This window comes from Amedibacillus sp. YH-ame10 (assembly GCF_053848885.1).
Genome location: NZ_JBSPFA010000017.1, coordinates 48,668 through 74,983, shown reverse-complemented (window position 1 = coordinate 74,983; position 26,316 = coordinate 48,668). Strand labels below are relative to the sequence as shown.

At 35.0% G+C, this 26,316-nt stretch carries 29 protein-coding genes; 8 read left to right on the top strand and 21 right to left on the bottom strand.

Translation table 11 applies throughout. The features are described 5' to 3' along the window. Positions 1–92: 92 nt before the first annotated feature. On the top strand, positions 93–704 hold the full coding sequence (gene plsY / locus ACWG42_RS08940; protein ID WP_455791681.1) for a glycerol-3-phosphate 1-O-acyltransferase PlsY: 612 nt from the start codon (positions 93–95) through the stop codon (positions 702–704). 44 nt (positions 705–748) lie between these two features. On the opposite strand, the gene ACWG42_RS08935 is transcribed toward plsY, so the two are convergent. Continuing rightward, a complete protein-coding gene (locus ACWG42_RS08935; protein WP_455791680.1) occupies positions 749–907 on the bottom strand; it encodes a hypothetical protein in 159 nt (52 codons plus the stop codon). 52 nt (positions 908–959) lie between these two features. Next, on the bottom strand, positions 960–2,513 hold the full coding sequence (locus tag ACWG42_RS08930) for an ABC-F family ATP-binding cassette domain-containing protein (RefSeq protein WP_455791679.1): 1,554 nt from the start codon (positions 2,511–2,513) through the stop codon (positions 960–962). Positions 2,514–2,668: 155 nt separating this feature from the next. Between ACWG42_RS08930 and ACWG42_RS08925 the strand changes: the two genes are divergently transcribed. Further along, the gene (locus ACWG42_RS08925; RefSeq protein WP_455791677.1) at positions 2,669–5,029 is read left to right on the top strand and encodes an HAD-IC family P-type ATPase; all 2,361 of its coding nucleotides are present in this window, start codon (positions 2,669–2,671) and stop codon (positions 5,027–5,029) included. 191 nt (positions 5,030–5,220) lie between these two features. Then, positions 5,221–5,826: a stage II sporulation protein M gene (locus tag ACWG42_RS08920; protein ID WP_455791675.1), complete on the top strand. Its 606-nt coding sequence runs from the start codon at positions 5,221–5,223 to the stop codon at positions 5,824–5,826. A 94-nt stretch (positions 5,827–5,920) separates the two neighbouring features. Here ACWG42_RS08920 and rbfA read toward each other — a convergent pair whose 3' ends face one another. From rbfA to ACWG42_RS08875, 9 genes are all read right to left on the bottom strand, one after another. Then, positions 5,921–6,265: a 30S ribosome-binding factor RbfA gene (rbfA, locus tag ACWG42_RS08915; protein ID WP_455791673.1), complete on the bottom strand. Its 345-nt coding sequence runs from the start codon at positions 6,263–6,265 to the stop codon at positions 5,921–5,923. A 14-nt stretch (positions 6,266–6,279) separates the two neighbouring features. Then, positions 6,280–8,130: a translation initiation factor IF-2 gene (gene infB, locus ACWG42_RS08910; protein WP_455791672.1), complete on the bottom strand. Its 1,851-nt coding sequence runs from the start codon at positions 8,128–8,130 to the stop codon at positions 6,280–6,282. Between the two features lie 8 nt (positions 8,131–8,138). Next, positions 8,139–8,435: a L7Ae/L30e/S12e/Gadd45 family ribosomal protein gene (locus tag ACWG42_RS08905; RefSeq protein WP_455791670.1), complete on the bottom strand. Its 297-nt coding sequence runs from the start codon at positions 8,433–8,435 to the stop codon at positions 8,139–8,141. Next, positions 8,428–8,688: an RNase P modulator RnpM gene (gene rnpM, locus ACWG42_RS08900; protein ID WP_455791669.1), complete on the bottom strand. Its 261-nt coding sequence runs from the start codon at positions 8,686–8,688 to the stop codon at positions 8,428–8,430. The genes ACWG42_RS08905 and rnpM overlap by 8 nt, the downstream gene beginning before the upstream one ends. Before the next feature lie 18 nt (positions 8,689–8,706). Continuing rightward, the gene (gene nusA / locus ACWG42_RS08895) at positions 8,707–10,359 is read right to left on the bottom strand and encodes a transcription termination factor NusA (protein WP_455791667.1); all 1,653 of its coding nucleotides are present in this window, start codon (positions 10,357–10,359) and stop codon (positions 8,707–8,709) included. 16 nt (positions 10,360–10,375) lie between these two features. After that, positions 10,376–10,840 (bottom strand): ribosome maturation factor RimP, encoded by a 465-nt coding sequence (locus ACWG42_RS08890; protein WP_455791666.1) that lies wholly within the window; start codon positions 10,838–10,840, stop codon positions 10,376–10,378. 165 nt (positions 10,841–11,005) lie between these two features. Next, a complete protein-coding gene (rpmF, locus tag ACWG42_RS08885; RefSeq protein ID WP_455791664.1) occupies positions 11,006–11,176 on the bottom strand; it encodes a 50S ribosomal protein L32 in 171 nt (56 codons plus the stop codon). 15 nt (positions 11,177–11,191) lie between these two features. Beyond that, positions 11,192–11,710, bottom strand: coding sequence for a YceD family protein (locus tag ACWG42_RS08880; protein ID WP_455791662.1), 519 nt, complete (start codon positions 11,708–11,710; stop codon positions 11,192–11,194). A gap of 242 nt (positions 11,711–11,952) precedes the next feature. Then, positions 11,953–12,876, bottom strand: coding sequence for an alpha/beta hydrolase (locus ACWG42_RS08875; protein WP_455791661.1), 924 nt, complete (start codon positions 12,874–12,876; stop codon positions 11,953–11,955). Positions 12,877–12,984: 108 nt separating this feature from the next. On the opposite strand from ACWG42_RS08875, the gene ACWG42_RS08870 reads away from it, so the two are divergent. The 3 genes from ACWG42_RS08870 to ACWG42_RS08860 all read left to right on the top strand — a co-directional run bounded on the left by ACWG42_RS08870 (position 12,985) and on the right by ACWG42_RS08860 (position 15,376). Beyond that, the gene (locus ACWG42_RS08870) at positions 12,985–14,088 is read left to right on the top strand and encodes a tRNA(Met) cytidine acetate ligase (RefSeq protein WP_455791659.1); all 1,104 of its coding nucleotides are present in this window, start codon (positions 12,985–12,987) and stop codon (positions 14,086–14,088) included. A 77-nt stretch (positions 14,089–14,165) separates the two neighbouring features. Then, positions 14,166–14,657: a YdcF family protein gene (locus ACWG42_RS08865; RefSeq protein WP_455791657.1), complete on the top strand. Its 492-nt coding sequence runs from the start codon at positions 14,166–14,168 to the stop codon at positions 14,655–14,657. 95 nt (positions 14,658–14,752) lie between these two features. Further along, the gene (locus ACWG42_RS08860) at positions 14,753–15,376 is read left to right on the top strand and encodes a type IV pilin protein (RefSeq protein ID WP_455791656.1); all 624 of its coding nucleotides are present in this window, start codon (positions 14,753–14,755) and stop codon (positions 15,374–15,376) included. Here ACWG42_RS08860 and ACWG42_RS08855 read toward each other — a convergent pair. From ACWG42_RS08855 to ACWG42_RS08835, 5 genes are all read right to left on the bottom strand, one after another. Continuing rightward, positions 15,362–15,886, bottom strand: a complete 525-nt coding sequence (locus ACWG42_RS08855) for a GNAT family N-acetyltransferase (RefSeq protein WP_455791654.1) — start codon at positions 15,884–15,886, stop codon at positions 15,362–15,364. The two genes, ACWG42_RS08860 and ACWG42_RS08855, sit on opposite strands and share 15 nt — an antisense overlap. 47 nt (positions 15,887–15,933) lie before the next feature. Then, positions 15,934–18,132 (bottom strand): RelA/SpoT family protein, encoded by a 2,199-nt coding sequence (locus ACWG42_RS08850; RefSeq protein ID WP_455791652.1) that lies wholly within the window; start codon positions 18,130–18,132, stop codon positions 15,934–15,936. Positions 18,133–18,178: 46 nt separating this feature from the next. Beyond that, complete coding sequence (locus ACWG42_RS08845; protein ID WP_455791650.1) at positions 18,179–18,691, bottom strand: adenine phosphoribosyltransferase; 513 nt, start codon at positions 18,689–18,691, stop codon at positions 18,179–18,181. 60 nt (positions 18,692–18,751) lie between these two features. Further along, positions 18,752–20,359: a single-stranded-DNA-specific exonuclease RecJ gene (locus ACWG42_RS08840; RefSeq protein WP_455791648.1), complete on the bottom strand. Its 1,608-nt coding sequence runs from the start codon at positions 20,357–20,359 to the stop codon at positions 18,752–18,754. Between the two features lie 86 nt (positions 20,360–20,445). Then, entirely contained in the window at positions 20,446–20,730 is a 285-nt protein-coding gene (locus ACWG42_RS08835; protein WP_455791646.1) for a post-transcriptional regulator, read from the bottom strand. Between the two features lie 115 nt (positions 20,731–20,845). Between ACWG42_RS08835 and ACWG42_RS08830 the strand changes: the two genes are divergently transcribed. Next, a complete protein-coding gene (locus tag ACWG42_RS08830) occupies positions 20,846–22,174 on the top strand; it encodes an oligosaccharide flippase family protein (protein ID WP_455791644.1) in 1,329 nt (442 codons plus the stop codon). On the opposite strand, the gene ACWG42_RS08825 is transcribed toward ACWG42_RS08830, so the two are convergent. After that, positions 22,140–22,799 carry a DUF421 domain-containing protein gene (locus ACWG42_RS08825; RefSeq protein ID WP_455791643.1) on the bottom strand — a complete coding sequence of 220 codons (660 nt, stop codon included), beginning with the start codon at positions 22,797–22,799 and terminating at the stop codon, positions 22,140–22,142. The genes ACWG42_RS08830 and ACWG42_RS08825 overlap by 35 nt on opposite strands. A gap of 62 nt (positions 22,800–22,861) precedes the next feature. On the opposite strand from ACWG42_RS08825, the gene ACWG42_RS08820 reads away from it, so the two are divergent. Continuing rightward, entirely contained in the window at positions 22,862–23,215 is a 354-nt protein-coding gene (locus ACWG42_RS08820) for a YrzE family protein (protein ID WP_455791642.1), read from the top strand. Here ACWG42_RS08820 and ruvB read toward each other — a convergent pair whose 3' ends face one another. From ruvB to ACWG42_RS08800, 4 genes are all read right to left on the bottom strand, one after another. Then, positions 23,216–24,223, bottom strand: a complete 1,008-nt coding sequence (gene ruvB / locus ACWG42_RS08815) for a Holliday junction branch migration DNA helicase RuvB (protein WP_455791641.1) — start codon at positions 24,221–24,223, stop codon at positions 23,216–23,218. Between the two features lie 3 nt (positions 24,224–24,226). Continuing rightward, positions 24,227–24,808 carry a Holliday junction branch migration protein RuvA gene (ruvA, locus tag ACWG42_RS08810; RefSeq protein ID WP_455791640.1) on the bottom strand — a complete coding sequence of 194 codons (582 nt, stop codon included), beginning with the start codon at positions 24,806–24,808 and terminating at the stop codon, positions 24,227–24,229. Between the two features lie 69 nt (positions 24,809–24,877). Continuing rightward, positions 24,878–25,468 carry a hypothetical protein gene (locus ACWG42_RS08805; protein ID WP_455791638.1) on the bottom strand — a complete coding sequence of 197 codons (591 nt, stop codon included), beginning with the start codon at positions 25,466–25,468 and terminating at the stop codon, positions 24,878–24,880. 87 nt (positions 25,469–25,555) lie between these two features. After that, positions 25,556–26,314 carry an exodeoxyribonuclease III gene (locus ACWG42_RS08800; RefSeq protein ID WP_455791637.1) on the bottom strand — a complete coding sequence of 253 codons (759 nt, stop codon included), beginning with the start codon at positions 26,312–26,314 and terminating at the stop codon, positions 25,556–25,558. Positions 26,315–26,316 lie beyond the last annotated feature (2 nt).

Here is a 26,316-nt window from a genome sequence, read left to right as displayed (position 1 = left end):
CAAGCAAAAAAAAGTAGAATAGATTTTATTTTTCTTTTATAGAACCTTATTTGATGTTAAAATAGATACGTAATTTGATCGAGGTGAACGTTATGAATATATATTGGATTTTATATATAGCACTTGGATATGTGCTAGGTTCCATTCCATTTGCACTTGTGATTGGAAAAGTATTTTACAAAACAGATGTTCGAAATTTCGGGAGTGGAAATCTTGGAGGTTCCAATGCTGGAAGAGTTTTAGGAAAGAATGCTGGTATTTCTGTCATTGCTTGTGACGTGTTAAAAGTTGTTCTTGCGGTAGGGATTGTATCCATCTTCGATCGTGAAGCGAGTATATGGGCTGGTTTAGCGGCTTGTATTGGTCATTGTTATCCTGTGTTTGCGGGATTTCATGGTGGTAAAGCAGTTGCGACAATGTTTGGATTCTTATTATCTACATCCATCTTTACTTTCCAAAATGGTTGGTATGTCATAATCCCGTTTATCTTCTTTGTAATTGTACTATATCTTGGAAAAATGGTTTCTTTATCTAGTATGGTTGCGGCAGTTGTTAGTACAATTTATATTAGTGTAATGCAATATGCGACTAGTATAGAAATCGTAATTGCTAGTTGGTTATTAACCATCCTTGTTATTTATCGACACAGAAGCAACATTAAGAAAATAAAGAACAAAACAGAGAATAAAATAAAATGGCTATAAGAAAAGATCATCTCATGTGAATCCCTCACAAAGATGATCTTTCTTTACTTCTTTTTATAGTGATCGTACAAATCTATACAAAGTTTGATAAACAATAGCGTAAAACATACTGTTCCAAAATAAACACCTTGAAACAACGTTAAAATCATACAAATCACATACACAACAAACAAAACCCAATACAGCACTAGTCGTCTACTCACAACATCGCCTCCATGGAAATTCACTTATCTTCCATCTTCAGTATACTACCTATTATAATATTTTTGTAGTCCATTCTTCTAAGTTCCATACTTCATCCACAATATCCATATAGAAGTCAGGATCATGGGATACTAATAAAACAGTTCCTTTGTACTCTTTCACTGCTTTTTTTAATTCTTCTTTTGCATCTACATCTAAATGGTTGGTAGGCTCATCCAACACAAGAACATTACATGGACGATTCATGATGACACATAATCGTGCTTTGGCTTGTTCCCCACCTGATAGCACATACATACCAGATTCTATATGATCAGTAGTTAAACCACATTTTGCGAGTGCTGCACGTACTTCTCCATTATTATATGCAGGATATTCATCCCAAAAATAATCAAGCGCTGTTTTTGTAGTGGATACTTCTTCTTGTTCAAAGAAACCTAATTCCACAAATGGGTCCACTTCCACACTTCCAGATAAAGCAGGTATCTTTCCCATTAAGGTTTTTAGTAACGTAGTTTTCCCTAATCCATTCACTCCCTTTATCGCAACCTTACGGTTACGCTCTAAGAGTAAATGCAATGGTGAAGTTAAGGGTTCTTGATACCCTATGATTAAATCCTTTGTTTCGAAAATAACGCGACCTGGCGTTCTTGCGGATTCAAACGAGAACACAGGTTTGATCTTTGTTTTTGGTTTTGAGATAATATCCATCTTATCTAGTTTCTTTTGTCTAGAATGTGCCATATTACGTGTTGCGACACGTGCTTTATTACGTGCAATAAAGTCTTCTAAATCATCGATTTCTTTTTGTTGTTTATTGTAGGCAGCTTCCTGTTGACGTTTTTTAAGCGCATATTGTTCTTCAAAATATTGATAATCACCTACATAACGAGTCAACTCACAGTTTTCAACGTGATAGATAATATTGACAACATTATTTAAGAATGGAATATCATGAGAAACAAGAATAAAAGCATTTTCATAATTGGATAAGAAGTTTGTTAACCACTGAATATGATCTTCGTCTAAATAGTTGGTAGGCTCATCCAAGATTAAAATCATAGGATTCTCCAACAACAACTTGGTCAATAATACTTTTGAACGCTGTCCACCAGACAGTTGACTAACATCTTTATGCAAACCAATATCCAATAAACCAAGACCACTTGCGACTTCATTAATTTTTGTATCAATCATATAAAAGCCACTGTGTTCCAATATATCTTGTATTTCCCCTACATCATTCATCATAGCGTTCATTTCATCTTCACTACAATCACACATATCTTCATACATTTTCATCATATCTGCTTCTAAATCGAACAAATGATGAAACGCATCCTGTAACACATCTTTGATACTTTTCCCTTTTTCTAATATGGTATGCTGATCGAGATATCCAGTTGTAATACGATTACACCATTCTACTTTACCTGATTCAGGAGGATTCTTTCCTGTAATAATATTTAAAAAAGTAGATTTCCCTTCTCCATTTGCCCCAATCAATCCAACGTGTTCACCCTTTAACAAACGAAAAGACACATCCTCTAATATTTGACGTCCACCAAAACTTTGTGATACATGTTCTACATTTAATATACTCATAACGACATTCCTTTCAAAATCTTGCGGGTATAGTATACCATAAACCATCGATTTCATCTATATCCCACAATTCAACATAAAAATTACAATAACGTAAGACTAAAACATACAAAGATTTGTTATAATAAAAGAAAGATAATATGAGGTGAACGACTATGGCACATGAGCACATCATGGACATCGATTTACAATGTGGACTAACACAATCACAGATCGATGATCGAATACAAAAAGGACAAGTCAATGTCCAAAGCGAAACGATCACAAAAAGTTATAAGGAAATCTTTCGTGATAATCTTTTTACGCTATTCAATTTGATCAATGCTATTTTAGCGGGTTTGATAATTTTTATTGGTTCCTTTCGTAACATTTTATTCTTAGGTGTTGTTATTTCTAATATTTTTATTGGTATCATTCAAGAGATTCGGGCAAAGCGTGTGCTTGATAAATTGTCCTTAATTACACAATTTAATATTAGAGTATTACGTGATTGCGCATGGGTCGAAATACATATGAATGAACTTGTACTAGATGATATTATGATATTATCTACAGGAAACCAAATATGTGCGGATGCCATTGTCTTGGAGGGGCGTTTGGAAGTAAATGAATCATTGGTTACAGGAGAATCTGATATCATTATTAAACATGTAGGAGATGAACTGTATTCTGGAAGTTTTATATCGAGTGGAAATGCGAAGTGCCAAGTGTTGCATGTGGGAAAAGATAATTATGCAGAACGTATCATGTGCGATGCAAAACGTTTAACGAAACACAAATCACAACTACGTGATTCTATCAACTTTATCATTAAGACCATTGGTATCATTATCATTCCTGTGGGAGTCTTATTATTTAGTAAACAGTTATTCATTACTGGAGCAACTTTTCCTGAAGCGATTGTTTCAACAGTTGCGGCTTTGTTAGGTATGGTACCAGAAGGTTTGGTTCTTTTAACAAGTGTTGCCTTAGCCGTAGGATCTATCAATCTAGCAAAACATAACACCCTTGTACAAGAACTATATTGTATAGAGACACTTGCTCGAGTAGATACGTTATGTCTCGATAAAACAGGTACCATTACAGAAGGAAATATGCAAGTAGAAGATTTGATTCCATTACATGGTGAACTCGCAGAATTGAAACAAATACTTGCGAACCTCTGTTTTTCAATCCAAGATGAAAACTCTACCTCATTAGCAATTTCATCGTATTTAAAAGAAATGAAAACAACGCAACAAGCATCTAGTATCTTGCCCTTCTCTAGTGCAAGGAAATATAGCGCCGCAACATTCGGTGAACAAGGTACATATGCTATGGGTGCGTATGAATTTATGCAAGATTCAACAGATTCTCATATTATAGAGATGATCAATATACAAGCGAACTTAGGAAACCGAGTGCTTGTTGTAGCTCATAATGAATATCCTATTAAAGATCAAGCAATTATAAAAGAAAACGAAATATTAGGACTTATTGTATTGAGTGATCCGATTCGTAAAGAAGCTCCTCAAACATTGGATTACTTTCTTTCTCAAGGTGTAGATGTTAAAGTCATTAGTGGAGATGATCCTCGCACAGTACATGAGATTGCCCGTAAGGCAAACTTAAAAAACTATGAGAAATTTATCGATATGTCTACCATACCTGATGATGATATCCCAGAAATTGTGAATCAATACACGATATTTGGTCGTGTTAGTCCTCAACAGAAAAAACTTATGATTTGTGCATTGAAAGAACAAGGACATATCACTGCTATGATTGGTGATGGTGTTAATGATGTTATGGCTTTAAAGGAAGCCGATTGTAGTATTTCGGTTGCACAAGGAAGTGAAGCAGCGAAGAATATCGCAAACCTTGTTTTATTAGATAATAACTTTGCGAATATGCCTCGTATCGTAGATGAAGGGCGACGTGTAATCAATAATATCCAAAGAGCAAGCTCTATGTTCCTAGTAAAAACAACATTTTCTACGATTTTAAGTATCTTAACACTATTCTTCATCCAGAGGTATCCTTTTGAGCCTATACAACTAACTTTAATATCCTCCCTAACCATTGGCATCCCTTCTTTCTTTTTAGCCTTAGAAGCGAACCATGCCCGTGTGGAGGGAAACTTCTTAATCAATGTATTGAGTCGTGCACTGCCAGGTGCATTGTGTGTCGTGTTAAGTATTATCTATGTAAATGTAACTTCCCTATTTTTTCCTGTATCCAATGAAATCATGTCTACGATGTGTGTGTTCTTAACTGCCGCATCTTCCTTTGTTGTTTTGTATCGAGTATCTACACCCTTTACAAAGAAACGTTTCTTATTGTTTATATGTATGTCTTCAGCATTTATTATCGCTGTTATCTTCTTACCTAAAATATTCGCCCTTGTTACATTACCGTTGTTTCAGCTAGCATTAACAGCTGGTGGTATTGTATCCATTCCATTCTTAATGGATATGATGTTTCGTTTCGGCACAAAGTTCAAGTTAAAAGAACGATTGTTAAAGGTTGGAAAATAAAGATTTATCACACCACAAGGGTATCCTTCGTGGTGTTTTTTTGTACCTTTCATACCTTGTAAGGACTTGCTATTTAAATAAAAAAAATATATACTTATACAACAGGACTTTTGAATTCATAATGCAAATCAATGAATATAGGTAACTGTATGAACTAGAAGTGATATACAGTATATCAAAGGAGGATCTTTATGAGCTTTTTGGAGCACCAAATACAGAAAACAAAGGGATTTTATAAGGAACGATTAAAAATGCTATTCCCTCTTACAACCGTTATATTTGTTCTTGTTATCGTTATTTCTTCTATCGTAATTAGTTTAAACCCAGCTTTAGCAACTCGACTGCTAATACAAACAAGTGGGATTATTGATTCCGCTATAAATCCTGCTGGATTATTACCAACCATAAGCGAGAATGCTTTTACAGGGATTATGTTAATTCTTTGTGGATGTGTCCCATTTGTATTCATTCCTATTCTGTTTGTGATGTTGAATGGAAGTATGATCGGTATCTTGTTTGGTTCGACTGCAATTTCCACGGTCACTCCTGGACTCATTTACGCATCTATCTTACCACATGGAATATTTTTGATTCCAGCTATGCTGATTGCATCAACTTGTGGTGCGTATATATGCAAATGTATTACCTTGCACCTCTTACATAAAGAACCCATCACATCCTTTAAAGAGATAGTAGTTGATGTAGGAAGAGTCTACTTGTTTGTTGTCTTACCACTAATGATACTTTCGGCAATTGTTCAAATGTTTGTTACACCATATATCATTTTACTTTTATAAATGTGCATCCTAGTGAAATAGCTAGGATGTTTTATATATATAAAAAAAACGAGGGTATTTGTAGAAGAACTACAATCTTACACCTCGTTTTAGATTACTGCTTTTGATGAATATCAAATATAATCTTTTCGATTTTGTTACCTTTTTCCAATGAATCATCCAATAAGAAAATCAAAGATGGAACTTTACGCAAGGTCATGCGTTTTGCCAACTCCGTGCGAATGAAGCCTTTAGAACGTTCTAATGCTTTCATCCCAGCTTCTTCTCTAGCCTTTTGTCCTAAGAAGGACACATAGACTTTCGCAATGGATAAATCACCCGTAACCGTAACATCCGTAATGGTAATAAAACCAATTTTAGGATCTTTCAGTTGGAATTGGATGATTTCTGATACTTCTTTTTGAATGATACCGGAAATTTTATCCGATTTTAATGTCATATTATCACCTATCGTTATTCTGGATCAACCTGCTGGTTTTCATACGCTTCTACAATGTCATTTACTTTAACATCATTGAAGTTTTCAATTGTGACACCACAATCAAATCCTGTAGATACTTCTTTTGCATCGTTTTGGAAACGTTTTAAAGAGCCTAGAACACCCGTATAAACAACAACACCATCACGAATCAAACGTACTCCACATTCTTTTTTAAGAACACCATCAGTAACCATACAACCAGCGATTGTACCAATTTTACTAGCTTTATAAATTTGACGAACTTCTGCTTGTCCGATAACAATTTCTTCAAATACAGGCGCCAACATACCTTTCATCGCATTTTCCATTTCTTCCAATGCTTTATAGATAATGTTGTGAAGACGAATTTCAATTCCTTCTTCTTCAGCTTTCTTACGCACAAGAGCGTTTGGACGAACGTTGAAACCATATACAACCGCATGAGATGCGCTTGCTAATAGAATATCAGATTCTGTAATTGCTCCTGCAGTAGAACGAATGACGTTTACTTTTACACCAGAAACATCAATTTTCTCCATGCTTGCTTTTACTGCTTCCGCACTACCTTGAACATCCGCTTTGATAATTACGTTTACATCTTGAACTTCGCCTTCTTCAATTTGGCGAGCAAGATCATCAAGTGACATTGCACTACTTGAGTTACGTTCTAAATCAATACGTTTTGTAAGTCTAGCTTCTGCTATTTGACGTGCTTTTTTATCAGAGTCGAAGGCTTTAAAGATATCTCCAGCGACTGGTACATCGTTTAACCCAATGATTTCCACTGGAGTTGATGGAAGTGCTGTTTTAATCTCACGTCCACGATCATCTGTCATTTTACGCACTTTACCAAACGCTGTACCAACAACTACTGCATCTCCTGCATTCAAAGTACCACTTTGTACAAGAAGCGTTGTTACTGGACCTCGTCCTTTATCAAGTTTTGCTTCAATTACACTACCACTTGCTGGTTTGTTAGGGTTTGCACGGAAATCGTTCACTTCAGAAACAACTAAGATAGTTTCTAAAAGATCAGAGACTCCCATTCCTGTCTTCGCAGAAATTTCCGCAAAGATAGTATCTCCACCCCATTCTTCAGGCATCAAACCATGTTCACTCATTTCAGAGATGATACGATCTTTTGTAACACCTGGTTTATCCATTTTATTGACCGCAACAATAACAGGAACTCCTGCAGCTTTCGCATGGTCAATTGCTTCCATTGTCTGTGGCATCACACCGTCATCTGCCGCAACTACGATAATTACAATATCGGTAACTTTCGCACCACGAGCACGCATAGCAGTAAAAGCCTCATGTCCTGGAGTATCTAAGAACGTAACCTTTTTCCCTTTTACATTTACTTGGTAAGCACCAATATGTTGTGTAATTCCACCAAATTCGCCTTCTGTAACATGCGTTTTACGAATGGTATCCAATAACGTTGTTTTCCCATGGTCAACATGTCCCATGATCGTTACAACGGCAGGACGCTGTTGTAAAAGTGTAGGATCGTCATCTTCTACAATTTGTTCTTCAAAATCTGTTTCATCTACGATGATTTCTTTTTCACATTCAACATTGAATTCCATACAGATCAACTGTACAGTCTCTTCATCCAAAGATGAGTTGATTGTCACCATAGTTCCCATCATAAACAACAATTTAATAAGTTCACTCGCGTTTCGATTCAGTTTATCAGCCAGTTCTCCAACACCAATTGGAAGACTGTATTTGATTTCCTTTACCTCTACACGCTCTTTCTTAGGAGGAAAATTCCCCTTTGCGTGATTGTTATTTCTTCGGTTGTTGTTATTTCCCTTTTTCTGTGGTTGTCTTGCCATATAATCACCTAGCCTTTCAAGCAAGCATGAAGCTTTTGTGCAAAACCTTCATCTAATATCGCAATGAATTTACGATTGCCAGTTCCAATCGCTGCATTCATTACGTCGCCATTCATATAAACATATGGAATATGATAAAACTCACATTTATCCATTAGTTTCTTCTTTGTATTGTTACCAACATCTTCACTGATTATTACAAGATGTACCGTATGCAAACGAAATTGGTGAAATGCTGTATCACCAGACGTTATTTTACGCGCTCTGGCCGCAAGCCCTAATAAACCGCTTACTCCATTACTCACCTGTAAACATCTCCGTTAATTGACTATAAATTTCATCCGGTATTTCACATTCTAATGCTCGTGATAATGCCTTTTTCTTTTTTGCCAATTCCACAGCTTCTACACTGCGTTTCAAATAAGCGCCTCTTCCATTCTTCTTGCCACTTTCATCGATTTCTACAACACCTTCTGGTGTACGTACAATACGAATAAGTTCTTTTTTAGGCAAGCTTTCCTGTGTAGCCAAACATCTGCGCATGGGTATCTTTTTCATGAAGCATACCTCCTTACGTTATTCTTCGTAGTATTTGTCGAATTCATCGAAGTCAATTTCATCGTGAATCCAATCGCTCTCTTCTTCTTCTTTTTGATGAAGTTCGATTTCAGCCAACTCTTCTTCTGAATAAATTGGTTTCAATTCATAATCTTTATCTTTTAAATCAAAAGTAGGTTTACGATCTTCTTTTTCTTTGTCTTTATCTTCATATTTCTTATATTTAGGTCTAGCAGGTTTTGTTTCTTGTTTACTACTAGCATCTGCCAATGTTTCAAACTTAGATTTGTATTCTTGTTTTTCTTTTACATTTAGACCTTGTGCTTTTTGTTTCTCTTTCGCAATACGAGCAGCGATTTCCAAATCCGTTTCCACGTGTTTTTCTTCTTTCACTGGTTCTTCTTTTGCGACTTCTTCTACAACTACAGCTTCTACTTCGCTTTCTTCTTCCTCGATATAAGGAGTTTCAACGAACGCGACACCTGCATCATCAATAGAAACAGCTTCTGCTTCTTCTAAAGAAGTTTCTTCGAATTTTTCAAGTTGTGCTGCTGCTTTTTCTTGTTGTTGTTTTGCTAGGAATTCAGCGCGTTGTTTCATCGCGATTTCTTTCCAATCAATATCCATTTCATTAACATCGGTTTCTGATTTGATATCAATTTTATTACCTGTTAATTTCACTGCTAAACGCGCATTTTTACCACGTTTACCAATCGCTAATGACAATTGATTATCTGGCACAACAACTAATAAACCACCACGACGGTCTTCATTTGGAATAACTGCCAATACTTCTGCAGGAGATAATGCATTTTTAATCAATTCTGTTACATCTTCGCTCCATTCAAATATATCGATTTTTTCTCCACCAAGTTCATCAATGATAACTTGTACACGTTGTCCACGAGGCCCGATACACGCACCAATTGGATCAATATTCTCATTATGAGAATACACTGCCATCTTTGTACGTTCTCCAGCTTCACGAGCAATTGCTTTAATTTCTATAATTCCTTGGAAGATTTCCGGAACTTCTTTTTCAAACAAACGTTTTACAAGCGTAGCATCTGCACGAGATACTAATACTTGCGCACCTTTTGTTTCTTTATTTACTTCAGAAATAACAACACGAATAATCTGACTTTCACGATAAACTTCATTTGGAATTTGTTGATTCTTTGGCATAATTGCAAGTGTCTTACCAATGTTTACAACACAGAACTTTTCCTCGACAGATTCAATTGTACCAAAAATCATTTCTTCCACTTTATCACAATACTCTTCATAAACAGCCAATTTCTCTGCTTCACGAATTTTTTGTTTCATAACGTTCTTTGCCAAAATAACAGCCGCTCTACCAAAGCTTGTAATATCGATTTCTTCTTCAACAAAACCTTCAAGTTCTAAATCTTGGTTAATTCTCTTCGCATCTTTCAAAGAAATTTCCAATTCATCATCTTCTACTTCTTCTACGATTAAACGCTGTTGAAATACTTTGATATCTCCGCTTTTTTCATTTACGTCAACACGTACCAAAGCATCAGGAATTTCAATATGTTTACGGAATGCTTTTGATAGTGCTTCTTGAAGTGCATCTACTACGATTTCTTTCGATAATTTACGATCACTTTCGATTGCCTGCATTGCGGCCATAAAATCTTTTAACTTCATCTCTTAAATTTCCTTTCTAAATTTTTACAGATAGACGAATCAACGCAACGTTGTTCATTTCAATCTCGATTTTCTTCTTTACAGCTTTATCCATATAATGAATCAAAACTTTATCATCTTCAAAAGATGTAAGTGTTCCTTTCACTTCAGCCATACCGGCTTTAGGATCTTTAAGTTTTACACAAACAAATTCCCCTACTGCATCTTTGATTTGCGTTTCATCACGCAACTCTCTCTCCGCACCTGGAGAGCACACTTCTAAAAAGTATTCAAAGGCAATAAAGTCTTCTTCATCCATTTTTTCTGAAATTTTCTCTGATACAGACGCACAAGTATCAATATCCATAGAACCATCTCTATGCATAATTGAAATTTGTAAGATGCGTGCATTCCCTTCGGTTTGCCATGTCACATCATACAGTTGAATATCTTTATCTAGTACGTTTGTTACCAGTTCCTTGATCTTAGTTATCTGATCCATATCATTCTCCTTTACAAGCATAATGAAGGAGTGGGAATAACCCACTCCTGTTCAAGTATCTGCTAATAATATAACACGTAATTCCTTAATTATCAAGTTTTTTTAAAGAAGGTCCTTGTTCCTCATCTTAAATAAACAAAAAATCGGTTTCCCGATTCCTTTGTCTTATTTTTCTACGATTGTTTTTCCGTTGTACTCACCACATGCACACATTTTGTGAGGAACTTTATATTCTCCACAGTTTGGACATTTTGTCAATGTCGGTGCAGCTAATTTATAATGAGTTCTACGTTTTGCTTTTCTAGTTTTTGAACCACGTCTCTGTTGAACAGCCATGTTAGCACCTCCTACTTAATCTTCACATTTGAATTCTTTCAACTTTGCTAAGCGAGGATCAATTTCATCAGATTTCTCTTTCAGATATGCTTCCTCTTTGACAACTTCCCAACCGTCACCTTTAGGATACTGCGCAAGCCCCTCTTTAACAACCTTCAAAGGAACCTCCATCAATATCAATTGAAAGATCACCGGTAATAACTCTACGACATCACCTTTTACTTCGTGTATATCTCCATCCTCGCATTTGACGAAAGAGAACACTTCCAAAGATTTAGTATGGAAATCATATTCTACATCTTCTAGAGTTATAGAACACGGTACTATCATTACTCCTTCAATATCTAGATCCGCGTATACGCGTTCGCCAGAAGTATCGTAATGAACATTTCCTGATACCGTAACATCTTGCAATCCTTTGATCTGATGCATTTTGGAAAATATCGCAGGTTCGAAATCAATACTTTCATCAAATTCGATTGTTTGATTGTTCGCCTGTAACAATTCCAATTTAGACCATTTCAAAAGAATCACCTCGTTGTCTAACCTATCCTATTATAAGGAAATTGGATAATAAAGTCAATGATTTATTGATTCCAATGGTAGGCTTATATATTAAACCATATTTTTTAAATAAAGAAAAGAGTTTTCTTTTATTTCTTCACAAGTTTAAAAGGCAACCTACATAAATCACGTTCCTATACCTTATATAGGATAAAACAATAAGAAATCCATGGATACGTGCTTCAACTTCTTTCCTTTGTAGTTTTTACGTTTCAAGACCCAATACACCCATCTAACCATCCTACAATATAATCAAACACTTCCTTACGTTGCGTTTCATTCAATATTTCATGTCGCATCCCTTCAAAGAGATGACTGTTTACATCTTTGTATCCCCTTTGTTGTAAGAATGTGTATGCTTCTTTGAATTTTTCTACTGTATCAATACATGGATCATCTTTTCCAGCAACAAACAATATAGGTAAATTTGCATTCTTCATCCCCCATCCCTTTTCATCATATACAATCTTCATAAGATGAAAAAGATTTTTAAACCCATTCAACGTAAATATAAATCCAGAATATGCATCCTTATCATAAGCATGAACATTTTCTTTATTTGCACTCAACCAATTGTTTTCACTGAAGTCTTCATTGAATCGTTTACCAAATGAGGAAAACGCCATATTATGTATAAACTTGCTACGGTGATGATCTCCTTTAAACACAGAAATAAACCCAACAAGTTTTAACGCGATAGAAGCCATCGGATTTTTACTTGGTGAACCACATACGACTAACGCATCAATTTCATCATCATATTTTTTTGTATATGCTCGAACAATCAACGACCCCATACTATGTCCAAATAAAATAACAGGAACGTTCACCTTTTGTTTAATCATAGAAATCATATGATGTACATCTTCTACGCAATGACTTCCTTCATCATCATAAAAGAACCCTAAATCATCATCACTCTTCACGCTTTGCCCATGTCCTCTTGTATCCATGATGACACAAGTAAATCCATGTTGTGCTAGATATTCCATAAATTCTAAATAGCGTTCTTTATGTTCCGACATACCGTGTACTAGATAAATTACTCCACGCAATGTCACGCCACTCTCGACATAACAACCAGACAAAGACAATCCATCCACTTTACTAGCTAGGCTAAATTCGTTTTTTATCATATAATTACCTCTTTATAACTTCATTTTAACATAACTATTCGTACAAAAACAGTGATATAATAACATTCATGTGGTATATTAAAAGAAAGAAAAGGAGGAATATAATGTATGCATATATGTGGAATCATTTGTGAATATAATCCTTTTCATAACGGACACCTTTATCATATTCAAAAAGCACGTGAAATAACAAATTGCGATTTACTTATTTGTGTGATGTCAGGTAATTTTGTACAACGTGGAGAAGCTGCAATTAGTGATAAATGGACACGCGCTGAAGTAGCCATTCAACATGGATGTGATTTGGTTGTAGAATTACCATTTCCTTTCGTTACACAAAGAGCAGATCGTTTTGCGCATGGAGCCTTGGAAGTATTGAAGCAAGCTGGTGTAGATAGTATTGTGTTTGGAAGTGAATGTGGAGATATTGATAGATTGTATGAAGCAGCACGCATGCATCTTGATATGAAATCATATCAAGATAGCGGAATCTCTTATGCGAAAGCATTAGAAAATGCTTTGCAGTTTCCTCTTTCTAGCAACGATATGCTAGGTGTGTTTTATATAAAGGAAATATTGAACACAACAATCAAAGCTCATTGTATCAAGCGTACAAATCAATATCATGATACAAAAATCATACAAAACATCAGTAGCGCAACTGCTATTCGAAAAGCACATCATGAAAATTTAGATATCACTCACACCACCAACATGAAGCCCGAACTGCTTACAGGGTTTAAAATGGATAGCTATTACCCTTATCTACAAACCTATTTATCTACAGTAGATAAAGAATACTTATCATCTTTATTTTTGGTAGATGAGGGCATTGAATCCCTACTCATAAAACAAGCCAAACAGCATATTGATTTTGAATCATTTCTAAACGCTTGTACATCGAAACGTTATACAAAAGCAAGCATTCAAAGAACTTGTATACACATACTCACACAAACTACAAAGAAAGAAATTGATGCACTTAAAGAACCAGATTACCTTCGTGTATTGGCTTATAACGCAAAGGGGCAAGCACATCTTCGCAAGCTCCAAGATGAAGATGTGGTGGTTGCCTCTACCTTCAAAAACATTCCAGATGGTTATCGTGAACTGGAGTTACGATCCACTATGGCATATGCTTATCCTTACGATTTACAAAAACGTCAAGAAATCATAAAACGTGAACTCCTTCCGGCGGTATGTGTAAAATGAACTGGTTTATAGGAATTATATGTTTTGTTATCATGGCAAACATTTACCTTTGGATGATGTTTCCCTCTCGTAGAAAAATGAAGCACGCACACTATGATGCTTGTATTATTTTAGGAAGTCCAGCAAGCAAAGATGGCACATGTTCACGCATGCAAAGAAGCAGAATGGATCGTGCCATCGAATTGTACAAAGCAAAAAAAGTGACTACCCTTATTATTTCTGGAGGATGTGTGTGTAATTCATATAGTGAAGCTAGTGTGATGAAAAGCTATGCAGTGTCCAAGGGTATCGATGAGGCAAATATTATATTGGAAGAACAAGCACGAAACACTTATGAAAATTTGTTGTATTCAAAAGAGCTATGCAAACACTACAATTTACACACTGTCATTGTAGTGACAAGTAACTTCCACGTTCGTAGAGCCAGCTTCTTTGTACATAAATTTTTCGAAGATTATTCTATGGCAGGTACTAGAAAGCGTGAAAAAATACGTCATTATATATCTGAATACTTTAGAACGTGGAATACATTACGTATTGAATATTGTAAAAAAATTACAAAAAATTAGATTTTTATTAAAAAAGCTTACATTTTGTAGTAAAATGTAAGTATAAGGTATAAATCATATGAATTGGTCCATATGAAAGAAGAAGGGTGAATAGCATGGTAAATAAGTTAATAAAAAACAAAAAGGGGTTTACTCTAATGGAAATCATCGTTGTGCTAGTAATTATGGGGATTCTACTAGCAATTGCAGTCCCTGCAATTATGGGATATGTAAAAAAAGCAAATGATGCGAAATTTTTGTCTGTAGCCAGAGTAGTAAATGTAGAAACGCAGGCATACATGGAAGAATATATGTTAAAAAATCCAACAACGAAAACAGGAACAGAATTTAACGAAAAAACAATCGTTCATTTCAAGAGTCTATTTGCAGGTTCACTTGCAGATCCATCAAAATTAAAACCGATAAAAGCAATCACTGATGGACTCATTGATGTATCTTTCCCTGATGACTATACGATTGTTTCTGTTGATGTAGAATTTGACAATATGGTTCCTAAAATGGCTAATAAAAGACCTCTGAATGGATGGCAATACGACGATACAAAACTCACACATACCGTTACAAAAGTTTCCATCTTCATTATGAACAAAAACACTTCTGATGTAAGATGTATTGTCACTATGTTTAACAATCAAATGTATATGTTTTCAAGTATGCAAGAAATTTATGAATCACTTGATAAATTAGAACCACAGGCTCCTATTTTAGCCCTTAGTTAATTGAATCTCATTTGTTTTAGATTCATATAAAGCAGTATAAAATTCTTCATGAACTTGAATTACAGAAACTAAGAGAAAACCGTTTCTTTCATACATTTCTCTTAGTTTTTTCTTATGCTCTCTTACATCCAGTTTTACTTGTGGATATCCTTTTTGTTTTCCAGCCTCTTTAAAGTAAACAATCATTTGATCCGCAAAACCCTTCCCAGCATCCATTGGATGAACACATAGTTTATGCAAGTACAAAGACTCCCCTTTCGGTGCTGATGGCCAATATAATACATCTTCATCCACGAGCATCATGGCACTCGCAATGTGTCCATCATATATTCCTACATAACAATCAGATATAGTGTATAACTTGGATAACTCTTCCCAGGTAACATCTTCAAGATTCCATTGATGCATTTGATGAGCATCGTTGTATAACACTCTTGCACGATACAATTCTTCTATTTCCTCTACATCACTATCCAAAGCCTGACGTATATATAATTTATGATCTTTCATACCCCTTATTTCCTTTCAAAAAAAGATATGAGTGTTTGCTCATATCTTTACAAAATAACACGTTCTACATGTTGAACACTATTTATCTTTCGCAAATTAGCAATCAATGTTTGTAAGTGTGCCGCATTGGTTACAACAACTGTCATTTTTGTCGTTGCACTAATTCCATCTGCTTCCACAGTTGAATCTACATGTTGAAGTCCAGCTTTACATTGTGAAACCACGGTCACAATATCGCTCAATAAGAAATTTCGATCAGTAGAGTTCACAATTAATTTTACTTCATAAGTTTTCTGTTCTAAATTTTCATCCCAGTCAACATCAATCAAACGTTTCTTTTCATGTATAATATTTGGACAATCTGAACGATGTACTTTAACACCCTGTCCTTTACTAATATAACCAACAATGTCGTCTCCAGGAACAGGACAACAACAAGCTGCCAGAGATACTTTCATAGAATCGATTCCCTCAATGTGAATTCCAGTTTGAGAAATCTTGCGTTTTCGATCTTGTTGGCGATTAAAAAGTTTCGCTAAGACTTCATTATCCAATGGTACACTTACCTTATGTTTTACAAGACGTTCAATCACCGCAGGTAATGACACTTGTTTTACACCGATTGCATACATTAAATCTTGATAAGAATTAAAGCTCAAAGAACCTGCGATATTTTCGATTTTCTTTACATCTTTATAAGTATCTACATCTAAATTACGACGTTTCAACTCATCCTCCAACATCTCCTCACCTTTTTTTACATCCAGTGTACGACGTTCACTTTCTTGTTTTTGGAAAAAGGATCGTATTTTATTACGAGCATGAGCAGATTTCACTATTTTTATCCAGTCTTCACTTGGTCCAGGAGATTGTTTGCTCGTACGAATACTAACGACGTCTCCTGTCTTTAATTTTGAGTTCAAAGGCATAAGAACTCCATTGATAGTAGATCCAACGGTATGATGCCCAATTTCCGTATGCACACGATATGCAAAATCAATTGGAGTAGAACCATTTGGTAACGCAATAACTTTTCCTTTTGGAGTCATAACATATACATTCGCCTCAAAAATATCCTTTTGAAGCAAATTCATATATTCCATAGCATCGTCATTCACTTCATCACTCATAACACTGAAATCTTTAAACCAGTGCAATTGTTCTTCGATTTCTTCTTGATGAATTTCTTTTCCGTTATTTTCTTTATAACGCCAATGTGCCGCAATCCCTTGTTCAGCGATTTCATCCATTGTTTCTGTTCGGATTTGAACTTCAAAGATATTTCCATCTTCTGCCACAATAGTTGTATGTAAAGACTGATACATATTTACTTTAGGCATCGCGATATAATCTTTAAAGCGTCCTGGAATTGGACGGTATTTCGCATGAATGTACCCAAGAATTTCATAACAAGCAGTATCTGAATCTGTAATAATACGAATCGCAAGTAAATCCAAGATTTCTTCGAATCGTTTATTTTTTGTCATCATTTTCTTATAAATGCTATACAAATGCTTTGAACGACCAAATATTCGATACTTTAACTGATGTTCTTCCATCAATCTAGAAATATCAAAAATCATATGTTTTACTTGTTCATCGCGTTCTGTTTTTCGTTTCTCAACCAGTTTTGCGATTTCATAGTATTTTTCATTATCCAAATATTGAAAACATAAATCTTCCAATTCATTCTTGATGTCACTAATACCAAGACGATGAGCGATTGGAGCGTATACTTCCAAAGTTTCGGAAGCAATCTTCTTTTGTTTCTCTTCACTCATGTATTGTAATGTACGCATATTGTGCAAACGATCTGCCAATTTGATTAAAATAACACGTACATCCTTTGCCATCGCAATAAATATCTTACGATGATTACTAGCTAAATACTCTTTTTCATCTTTGAACTTTAAAGCACCAATTTTAGTAACAGATTCTACAAGCGAAGCGACTTCCTCACCAAAAGAGTCAGTGATTTCCTGTATGGTAACATCACAATCTTCTACTACATCATGAAGAAAACCTGCCGCAATTGTTTTAGGACCAGTTCTCAACATTGCCAATATATATCCTACTTGTATCGCATGGATGATATATGGTTCCCCACTTTTACGATATTGACCAGTATGATTTTTTTCAGCACATAAATATGCTCTAGTAATTAAATCAATGTTTTCATCTTTTTTGATATACTTCTTTATCTCTAACAACAATTCACTAAATGTTACAACATTTGTGCTAACCATACTTTTCACCTCGCTTTCACAAAAGAGGAAATCCTCTTGTTCTATTTTAATACGTCATGATGGATAATATATTGATATCCTTCAATAAATCTCTACCATGTAAATCTGACAATTCAATTAAAAAAGCACAGCCTACTACATCTCCGCCTAATTGATGAATGATTTCAACGGTAGCCTCTACAGTTCCACCAGTGGCCAAAAGATCATCAACAATCAAAACTTTTTGCCCTTTGGTAACACCATCCTTATGAACATGCAATTCATTACTTCCATATTCTAAATCATAAGAAACACTTACCGTTTCACGAGGTAGTTTTCCTGGCTTACGAACTGGTACAAATCCAATCCCTAATTCATATGCAACAGGACATCCAAAAATAAATCCTCTTGATTCAGGCCCTACAATTACATCCGCACCAACTTCTTTTGCAAATGCAATCATTCGATCACAAGCTTCTTTAAATGCCTTTCCATCCGCCATCAATGGTGTTACATCACGAAACAGAATGCCTTCCTTTGGAAAATCAGGAATATCTGCAATATACTCTTTTAAATTCATGGTACTTCCTCCTGTACTTATTCATTTATTATATCAAATTCTTCATTAAAATGCATTAGCTTATCGTGCTTCTAAAACAAATATATTAACTTTTTTACGCTTCATAAAGGTGTTTACCCTAAGATTTCCTAGGAAGCTAATTTGTTTGTGATCTGCAAGTCTAGTGAAGGCGTCTTGGCAACGAAAATACATCGCTTCACATGTATCATTAATCACCCATTTCGCATGTACACCTTGACTTAACGCCTTCATCGAAACAACTGGTACATCTTCTAAATAAAACAATGGTTCTTCGAACCCATTTCCAAATGGAGCTAATCTAGATAGACTTTCTACTTCTTGAATAGATAGTTCATCTATGGATACAGGAATCACTTCATATATCTTTTCTTCATGAAATTCAATATCCTTCATTTTATTGTTTACATAATCTTGGATAACCTGCTTTTTCTCATATGAAAATCCAATACCCGCAGCTGCTGGATGACCACCATAAGCACTCAATTCTTTCATACAATCATTAAAAAATGTAGTTAAATCTAATAAATTACCACTTCGAATACTGCCTTTAAAGGTAGATTCACTCTGTGCAACAACCATAACAGGCTGATGTAGCTCTTCTTGTAGTTTACCCGCCACAATTCCTGCCATACCCTCGTGAAAAGAATCATGAAACAATAATTGGAAACGATATTCATCATGCACCAGTGATCTTGCCACATCGACCATTTCATCACTCATAACCTTTCTTTGATCATTTAAGTTATGAATCTGTTTCGACATATTCATAATATCATCACGATTTGATGACATCAAATAACGAACGGTATTATTCGCATTTGCCATATCTGCCAAACGCCCTGTTGCGTTTAACTTTGGTACGATTTGAAAGGCAATCATCATCTCATCCCATTGAGGATAGCGATCATTTGCCAACATTTGTACTGGTAGACATACCCCTTGTTTTAAATAAGAAATACCCAACTTTACAATCGTTCTTGTTTCTTTTCGTAGTTGCATAACATCACCAATGGATGCCACACAAGCGAGTACCACATGTTCTTTAATCTCTCCTAAAAGAGCACGCGATATCTCCAAAGCAACACCCGCTCCACTTAGGAATGAAAAATCATCTCCCATATGTTCTGGATGCAACAAATATAAACATGGAAATTCCTCATCCATGGAATGATGATCACTTACGATGACATCAAGCCCAAGCTTTTCTGCTTCTTTTAACGCATCAAATGCTTTCACACCATTATCTACTGTTATGAGTAATGTGTACCCTTTTTCATGTGCCATGGTTACTGTATGTAACTGAAGTCCATACCCCTCTTTGAATCGATTCGGAATATAAAAACCACAATCTACGCCATACTTATTTAACGCATCAACAAGTATGGTAGTAGCGCATATTCCATCCGCGTCGTAATCCCCACAAACCAACACTTTTTCTTTATTTACCTTTGCCAAATAGATACGATCTACTACTTCTTTCATACCACTTGCCAGCATAGGATTTATAAGAACCTTTTCTTGAAGATGTTCTTCAATTTCTTCATCACTCATTTGTTTCGATGCAAGCACCTTTGCACAAAGAGAAGAAAGTGAAAAGCGTTCTTTTATTTCTTTATATCGTTCAATATCTAATTCTTTTATATTCATAATTATCACCGTTTGTAATCATATCACAATTTACACCAGATTACGAAACAAAAGACCTAAAAAAAAAAACAGGTATTACCTGTAGTTTATGCTTTCACTTCAAACATATCTTCAAAATCATGAAGTTTCATCTTAGAACCTAATATCACTGCCTGTGTTGATAAATAAGCAACCACTTCACCAACCGTAAGTGAATTAATATCATCTAATGCTTTATGTATACTTTCAGGTTTACGCACTTTCCAATTTCCTTCAAGTGTACTTTCTATATGTTCATATGTTAAAGAAGACAATTCCCGTCGAAGCTCATTTGCTTTCAGGGTAATCGCTAAACGGATATATTTTTCATCAAATTCATTCGCATTACTCATACGTTACCCCTCACTTTCATATGAAGTATTATAGCATGTATTTTTGTGTTTGCGTTATGAAACTATATTTACATTTTTGATATATTTTACATTTTAGAAAGAGTAGGTATCTTACATGAAGAAAACCATTATACGATCCACCATACTTTTAATTATTGTCTCTGTTATCGCAAAAATTTTGTCATTTATTGTGCGTATTATGTTAGCTAGAACCTTAAGTGAACAAGCAATGAATTACTACACCCTAGCTTCACCCACCATGGTGTTTGTCATTACGCTTGCGCAAATGGGTATACCCACTGCATTATCAAAGGTAATTGCACAAAGCAAAACTCCTAATAAATCCATGAAAGTAAGTATCTTATTATCTGTGTTAAACAATGTAGTTATTATTTTGTCGTTCTTAATCATTCTCCCCATGTTAGCACAATACGTATTGAAACAAAATGAAATCAAACCTGTGCTCTATGCCATCCTCCCTCTCATTCCCTTTGTCACTATATCAGGTCTTCTCAAAGGATACTTATATGGAATACAGCACCACATACAGGCAACCAGTTCACAAATCTTCGAAGAATTAGCTCGCATTATTTTTTTATTTGTGGTCTTTAGTTTACACCCTGACATGAGCGCCATTCAAATGGCACAATACACCATGATTTCTGTAACGGTAGGTGAAGTCATCAGTATGTTGTTTATGTTGTGTTCTATACGTATAAAAAAACATACGTTATCACGTATCCCACATTTGTTCCTAGATTTAAATCGTTCTTCATTTTACGAGATATTAAGTGTATCCCTTCCCATGACCGGAAGTAGACTTATTGGTTCTTTGACTTACTTCTTCGAACCCATCATTATGGTCATGGGATTAAGTAGTATTGCGGCTGGTTCCATGATATCTGCATATGGACAATTAAACGGTTATGTGTTGCCCATTATCACAATGCCTTCCTTTATCACAGTTACCTTAAGCAACTTTTTATTGCCCTCCTTTACGTATCATTACTCTCGTGGAGATATAAAAAATGCTAAGAAACTGTTCAACGTGATTATAAGTTGTTGCTTTTTTATTGGAATATGTTGTAGCTTTGCTTGTTATTTTTATAACGAAGAACTATTGACGTTGTTTTATCACAACACTAGAGGAGCTCATATCCTGAAACAACTTGCTTGGCCATTTGCCTTATTCTCCTTACAAGCTCCCTTATCCAGTATGTTGCATGCATTATCTCGCAGTAAAAAAACAGTTCTTGATACCTTATTAGGATCAGTTGCTCGTTTATCCTGTGTCTTCTTTTTAACACCACTTTTAGGCAATACATCTTTATTTATAGGATTGGTTCTTGGAATGCTATTAACAACAATCACACACGCATTGCGACTTGGTGTAGCACTTCATCAGGATGTTAAGAAGAATGCTTCTTACCCAACTCCTTTTTAATCACATAAAACCCATCTTTTTGATACATGCATAAAAAAACATCATGAATATCATCAATCCCCTCTTTCTTCAAAGATTCAACTAACCAAGTTTCATCGTATTTCAAATCAGCTAAAGCATCTTTGTTTACAATACCATCGTTGATTAAAGGATCTGGATGTTTCACTTTACATTGTTTTTTTGGAATGATGCTTAACTCTCCACTATTCTCCAATACTGCAAAGGCTACTTCATCTGGTGTGCATAAGTCTTTGCTTCTAATTTGTGACATTAAATCATCGATATTATAACGCTCTTTTTTCATCTTATCCTGATTGATATGTCCATTATGAATTAAGATGACGGATTTCCCATCAAATATATCTCGAATCTTTTTACTTTTTAGTAATATCCAAGAAATTGCTATCTGCATAATTGCTAAGGTAAAAATTGGAACTAAGGATTTCATAATACTTTCCTTTGTTTCCGCAATTGACAAAGCCAACAACTCACTCATAACAAGGTAGATAACAATATCAAATACCGATAACTCTCCAACTTCTCTTTTTCCCATGACACGTAAGGATAAGATGATTACGAAATACACCACAAAGCATTTACTCATCAAAATAAAATAGGTATTCATTTTCCGTTTCCTCCTGCATAGTTTTCCTATATCGTTCATACAATTGACTGAGGTGAACATTCATGAAAAACAAAGTTCAAATATATGTACAATCAATTGCCATCGTATTGATACTCACAATGTTATTTTCGCTTGTTTTTGCTTCTTTATACTATTTTAATGTAATTCAAACAAACACGTTTCATATCTTAAATTGGATCAGTGGAATTCTAGCATTTGGTGCAGGTGGCTTTTGGATTGGGAAATGCATAGAAAAAAAAGCGCTTTTCAACGCTTTTCTAGTATTGTTTGTGGTATGTATTCCTGCTTTACTCTTATGTGAACATACCTTATTAGGATATATAGAAGTTCTTAGCAAACTTCTTTCTTATATGGCAGTATGTTTATTTATTTATACTACAAAGCATAAATCATAATTATTTTGAAAATAGACCTTCATTAATATTATACCCTAAATGTTGATAAGCTTTCTCTGTAACAATTCTTCCTCTAGGAGTACGGTTGATAAAACCAATCTGCAATAAGTAAGGTTCATACACATCTTCTAGTGTCATCGTTTCTTCACCAATACTGCTAGCTAATGCATCCAAACCAACTGGTCCACCTTTGAATCGATCAATGATTCCTTTTAAGTATTTATGGTCAACATTATCTAGTCCCAAATGATCAACTTTTAGTTTATCAAGTGCCATAGCCGCAATTTCTTTTGAAATAATGCCATCGTTCATGACTTGCGCAAAATCACGAACTCTTCGAAACAAACGATTCGCAATACGTGGAGTTCCACGAGAACGAAGTGCAATTTCCAATACCGCTTCTTCTTCTATTTCAGTATCCATCACTCGAGAAGTTCTTGAAATGATTTGTTGTAATTCTTCCAACTCATAAAATTCTAATTGTGAAACAATCCCAAAACGATCGCGTAAAGGCGCAGTTAAATCACCTGCACGTGTAGTAGCACCAACTAGTGTAAAGGGTGGTAGTTCTAAACGGATAGAACGAGTGGTGTTGCTTTCTTTCCCTACTAATATATCAATACAGTAGTCTTCCATTGCAGGATATAACACTTCTTCTACTTGCTTAGGAAGACGATGAATTTCATCGATAAACAACACATCCCCAGCTTGAAGTGTTGAAAGAATCGCTGCCAAATCACCACTTTTTTCAATAGAAGGTCCACTTGTAGTTTTGATACTTCCTCCCATTTCATTGGCAAGAATATAGGATAACGTTGTTTTTCCTAACCCTGGAGGACCATATAGTAATACATGATCCAATGCTTCATTTCTTTGTTTTGCGGCTTCAATGAACACGTTCAAGTTTTCTTTAAGCTGACGTTGTCCAATATATTCACGTAACGTTTGAGGACGAAGAGTAGCTTCATCATCAAAGTTCTGTGTTTCTGCCGAGATCATTCTGTCCATCTACTAAACTCCTTTTCTTTTCGCAAGCATACTTAAAGCACTACGAATATACTGATCACTACTTAAATCAGATTGTTTACTCAATTCTTTTTTAATACTATTGATTTCTGCATTCTTATATCCAAGTGCTTTCAATGCTTCTAATGCATCCAATAACTCTGCATTTTCTTTAACTTCTATTTCGACTACTTCTTCAACAAGTTTTCCCTTTAAGTCTAAAACAATCTGAGAGGCACTCTTTGCCCCAATACCAGGAAGTGTCTTCAATAATTTTACATCATTATTTTCGATTGCCTCCACCATTTTTTTGACAGGACAAACTGCTAACATACTCAAAGCCGTTTTAGGACCCACACCTTTTACAGAAATAAGCTGTAAAAAAAGATCATGTTCTTCCATGGAAGTAAACCCAAATAACGTTATGGCATCTTCCCGGACATGTTGATAAGTATATAAAATCACTTCACTTTGCAAAGAAACAACCGTTGGATTACTAATGTAAACACGATATCCAATCCCGTTATTTTCTATGATCAATGAATCGTTGCTATAACTATGTATAATTCCTTTAATAAATGCTATCATTTTTCATCACCTTTTATATTTTACCATGGAACATAAAAGAAAAACAGTGCAAAAGCACTGTTCGCTCTATTAAACCAAATCTAGCAATTCTCCTAAGAAGCTCCAACTGATTGCACCACAATACAGTCCATAGAACAATGTAATAATAAACACCTGTGCAGGTATGAGTGCAAACAAGAACGCTATCCACCCATCTACCATAAAGGGAGGCATAGAATCTAAATTAAGGAAATAAACAATAAAATATAAAATACATAACGCCAGTATGGAAAGTACAATTCTTCTTTTATGTTTTATTTCTTTGCTTTTCTCTTCTAAGAAACGATTTAAATCCACGCTTCCTTCATGATTTATACCAACCATATCAAATGGTTTATGATATACACCTTCTCCACTATGCAATAGCAATACCTGCTTTACATTTTGTCCTTTGCTAATCACGTTGCTTTGCACAGCACTTTCCATAGTTACCCCATACACAACATCACAAATATATTCGTATTGTTCTAGTTTTTTTACTTCTTCTAATTTCCAAATATCATGAAGGTATAAATACATAACACGATGTTTTGCCGCAAGTTCTTCAAACATAGAAAGACACGCATCATCCATCAGGACTTTTTTATCTACATAGATATGATATTTCCTTTGCATTAACATATTATCGACCCTCTCTTACATTTCTTATTTTTCTTATTTAATTGTAACATAAGATTACGATATGGTCAACGCAAGATAAAATCATTCTTATTTAACATCTAAATCGATGGATACAGGACAGTGGTCAGAACCAAAAATATCCGTATGAATGTGTGCTTCTTTTATTTTATCTTTTACATCATCGGATACAACAAAGTAATCGATTCTCCACCCAGCATTTTTTTCACGAGCTTTAAAACGATAACTCCACCATGAATAACAATCTCTTACATCTGGATATAAATAACGATAGGAATCAATAAACCCACTCTCTAACAAGCTCGTCATTTTCCCTCGTTCTTCATCTGTAAACCCAGCATTTCTACGATTTGTCTTCGGATTCTTTAAATCAATTTCTTGATGCGCTACATTCAAATCGCCACAAAGCACGACAGCTTTCTTCTCTTTTAACTTTAATAAATACGCTTTAAAATCATCTTCCCACCCCATACGATAATCCAATCGTAACAGTTCATCCTTTGAATTAGGAGTATATACACATACCAAATAAAACTCATCATATTCACATGTAATCACACGTCCTTCATGATCATGTTCATCTATTCCAATGCCATAAACAACACTTAACGGCTCGCGTTTTGAAAACACCATTGTTCCACTATAGCCTTTCTTATCTGCACTGTTCATATATTGTACATAACCAGGTGTTTCTATTTCTAATTGTCCTGGTTGCATTTTTGTTTCTTGTATACAAAATATATCCGCATCTATCTCACGAAAGAAATCCATAAACCCTTTCGTCATACATGCTCGAATTCCATTTACATTCCAAGATACCATTTTCATAT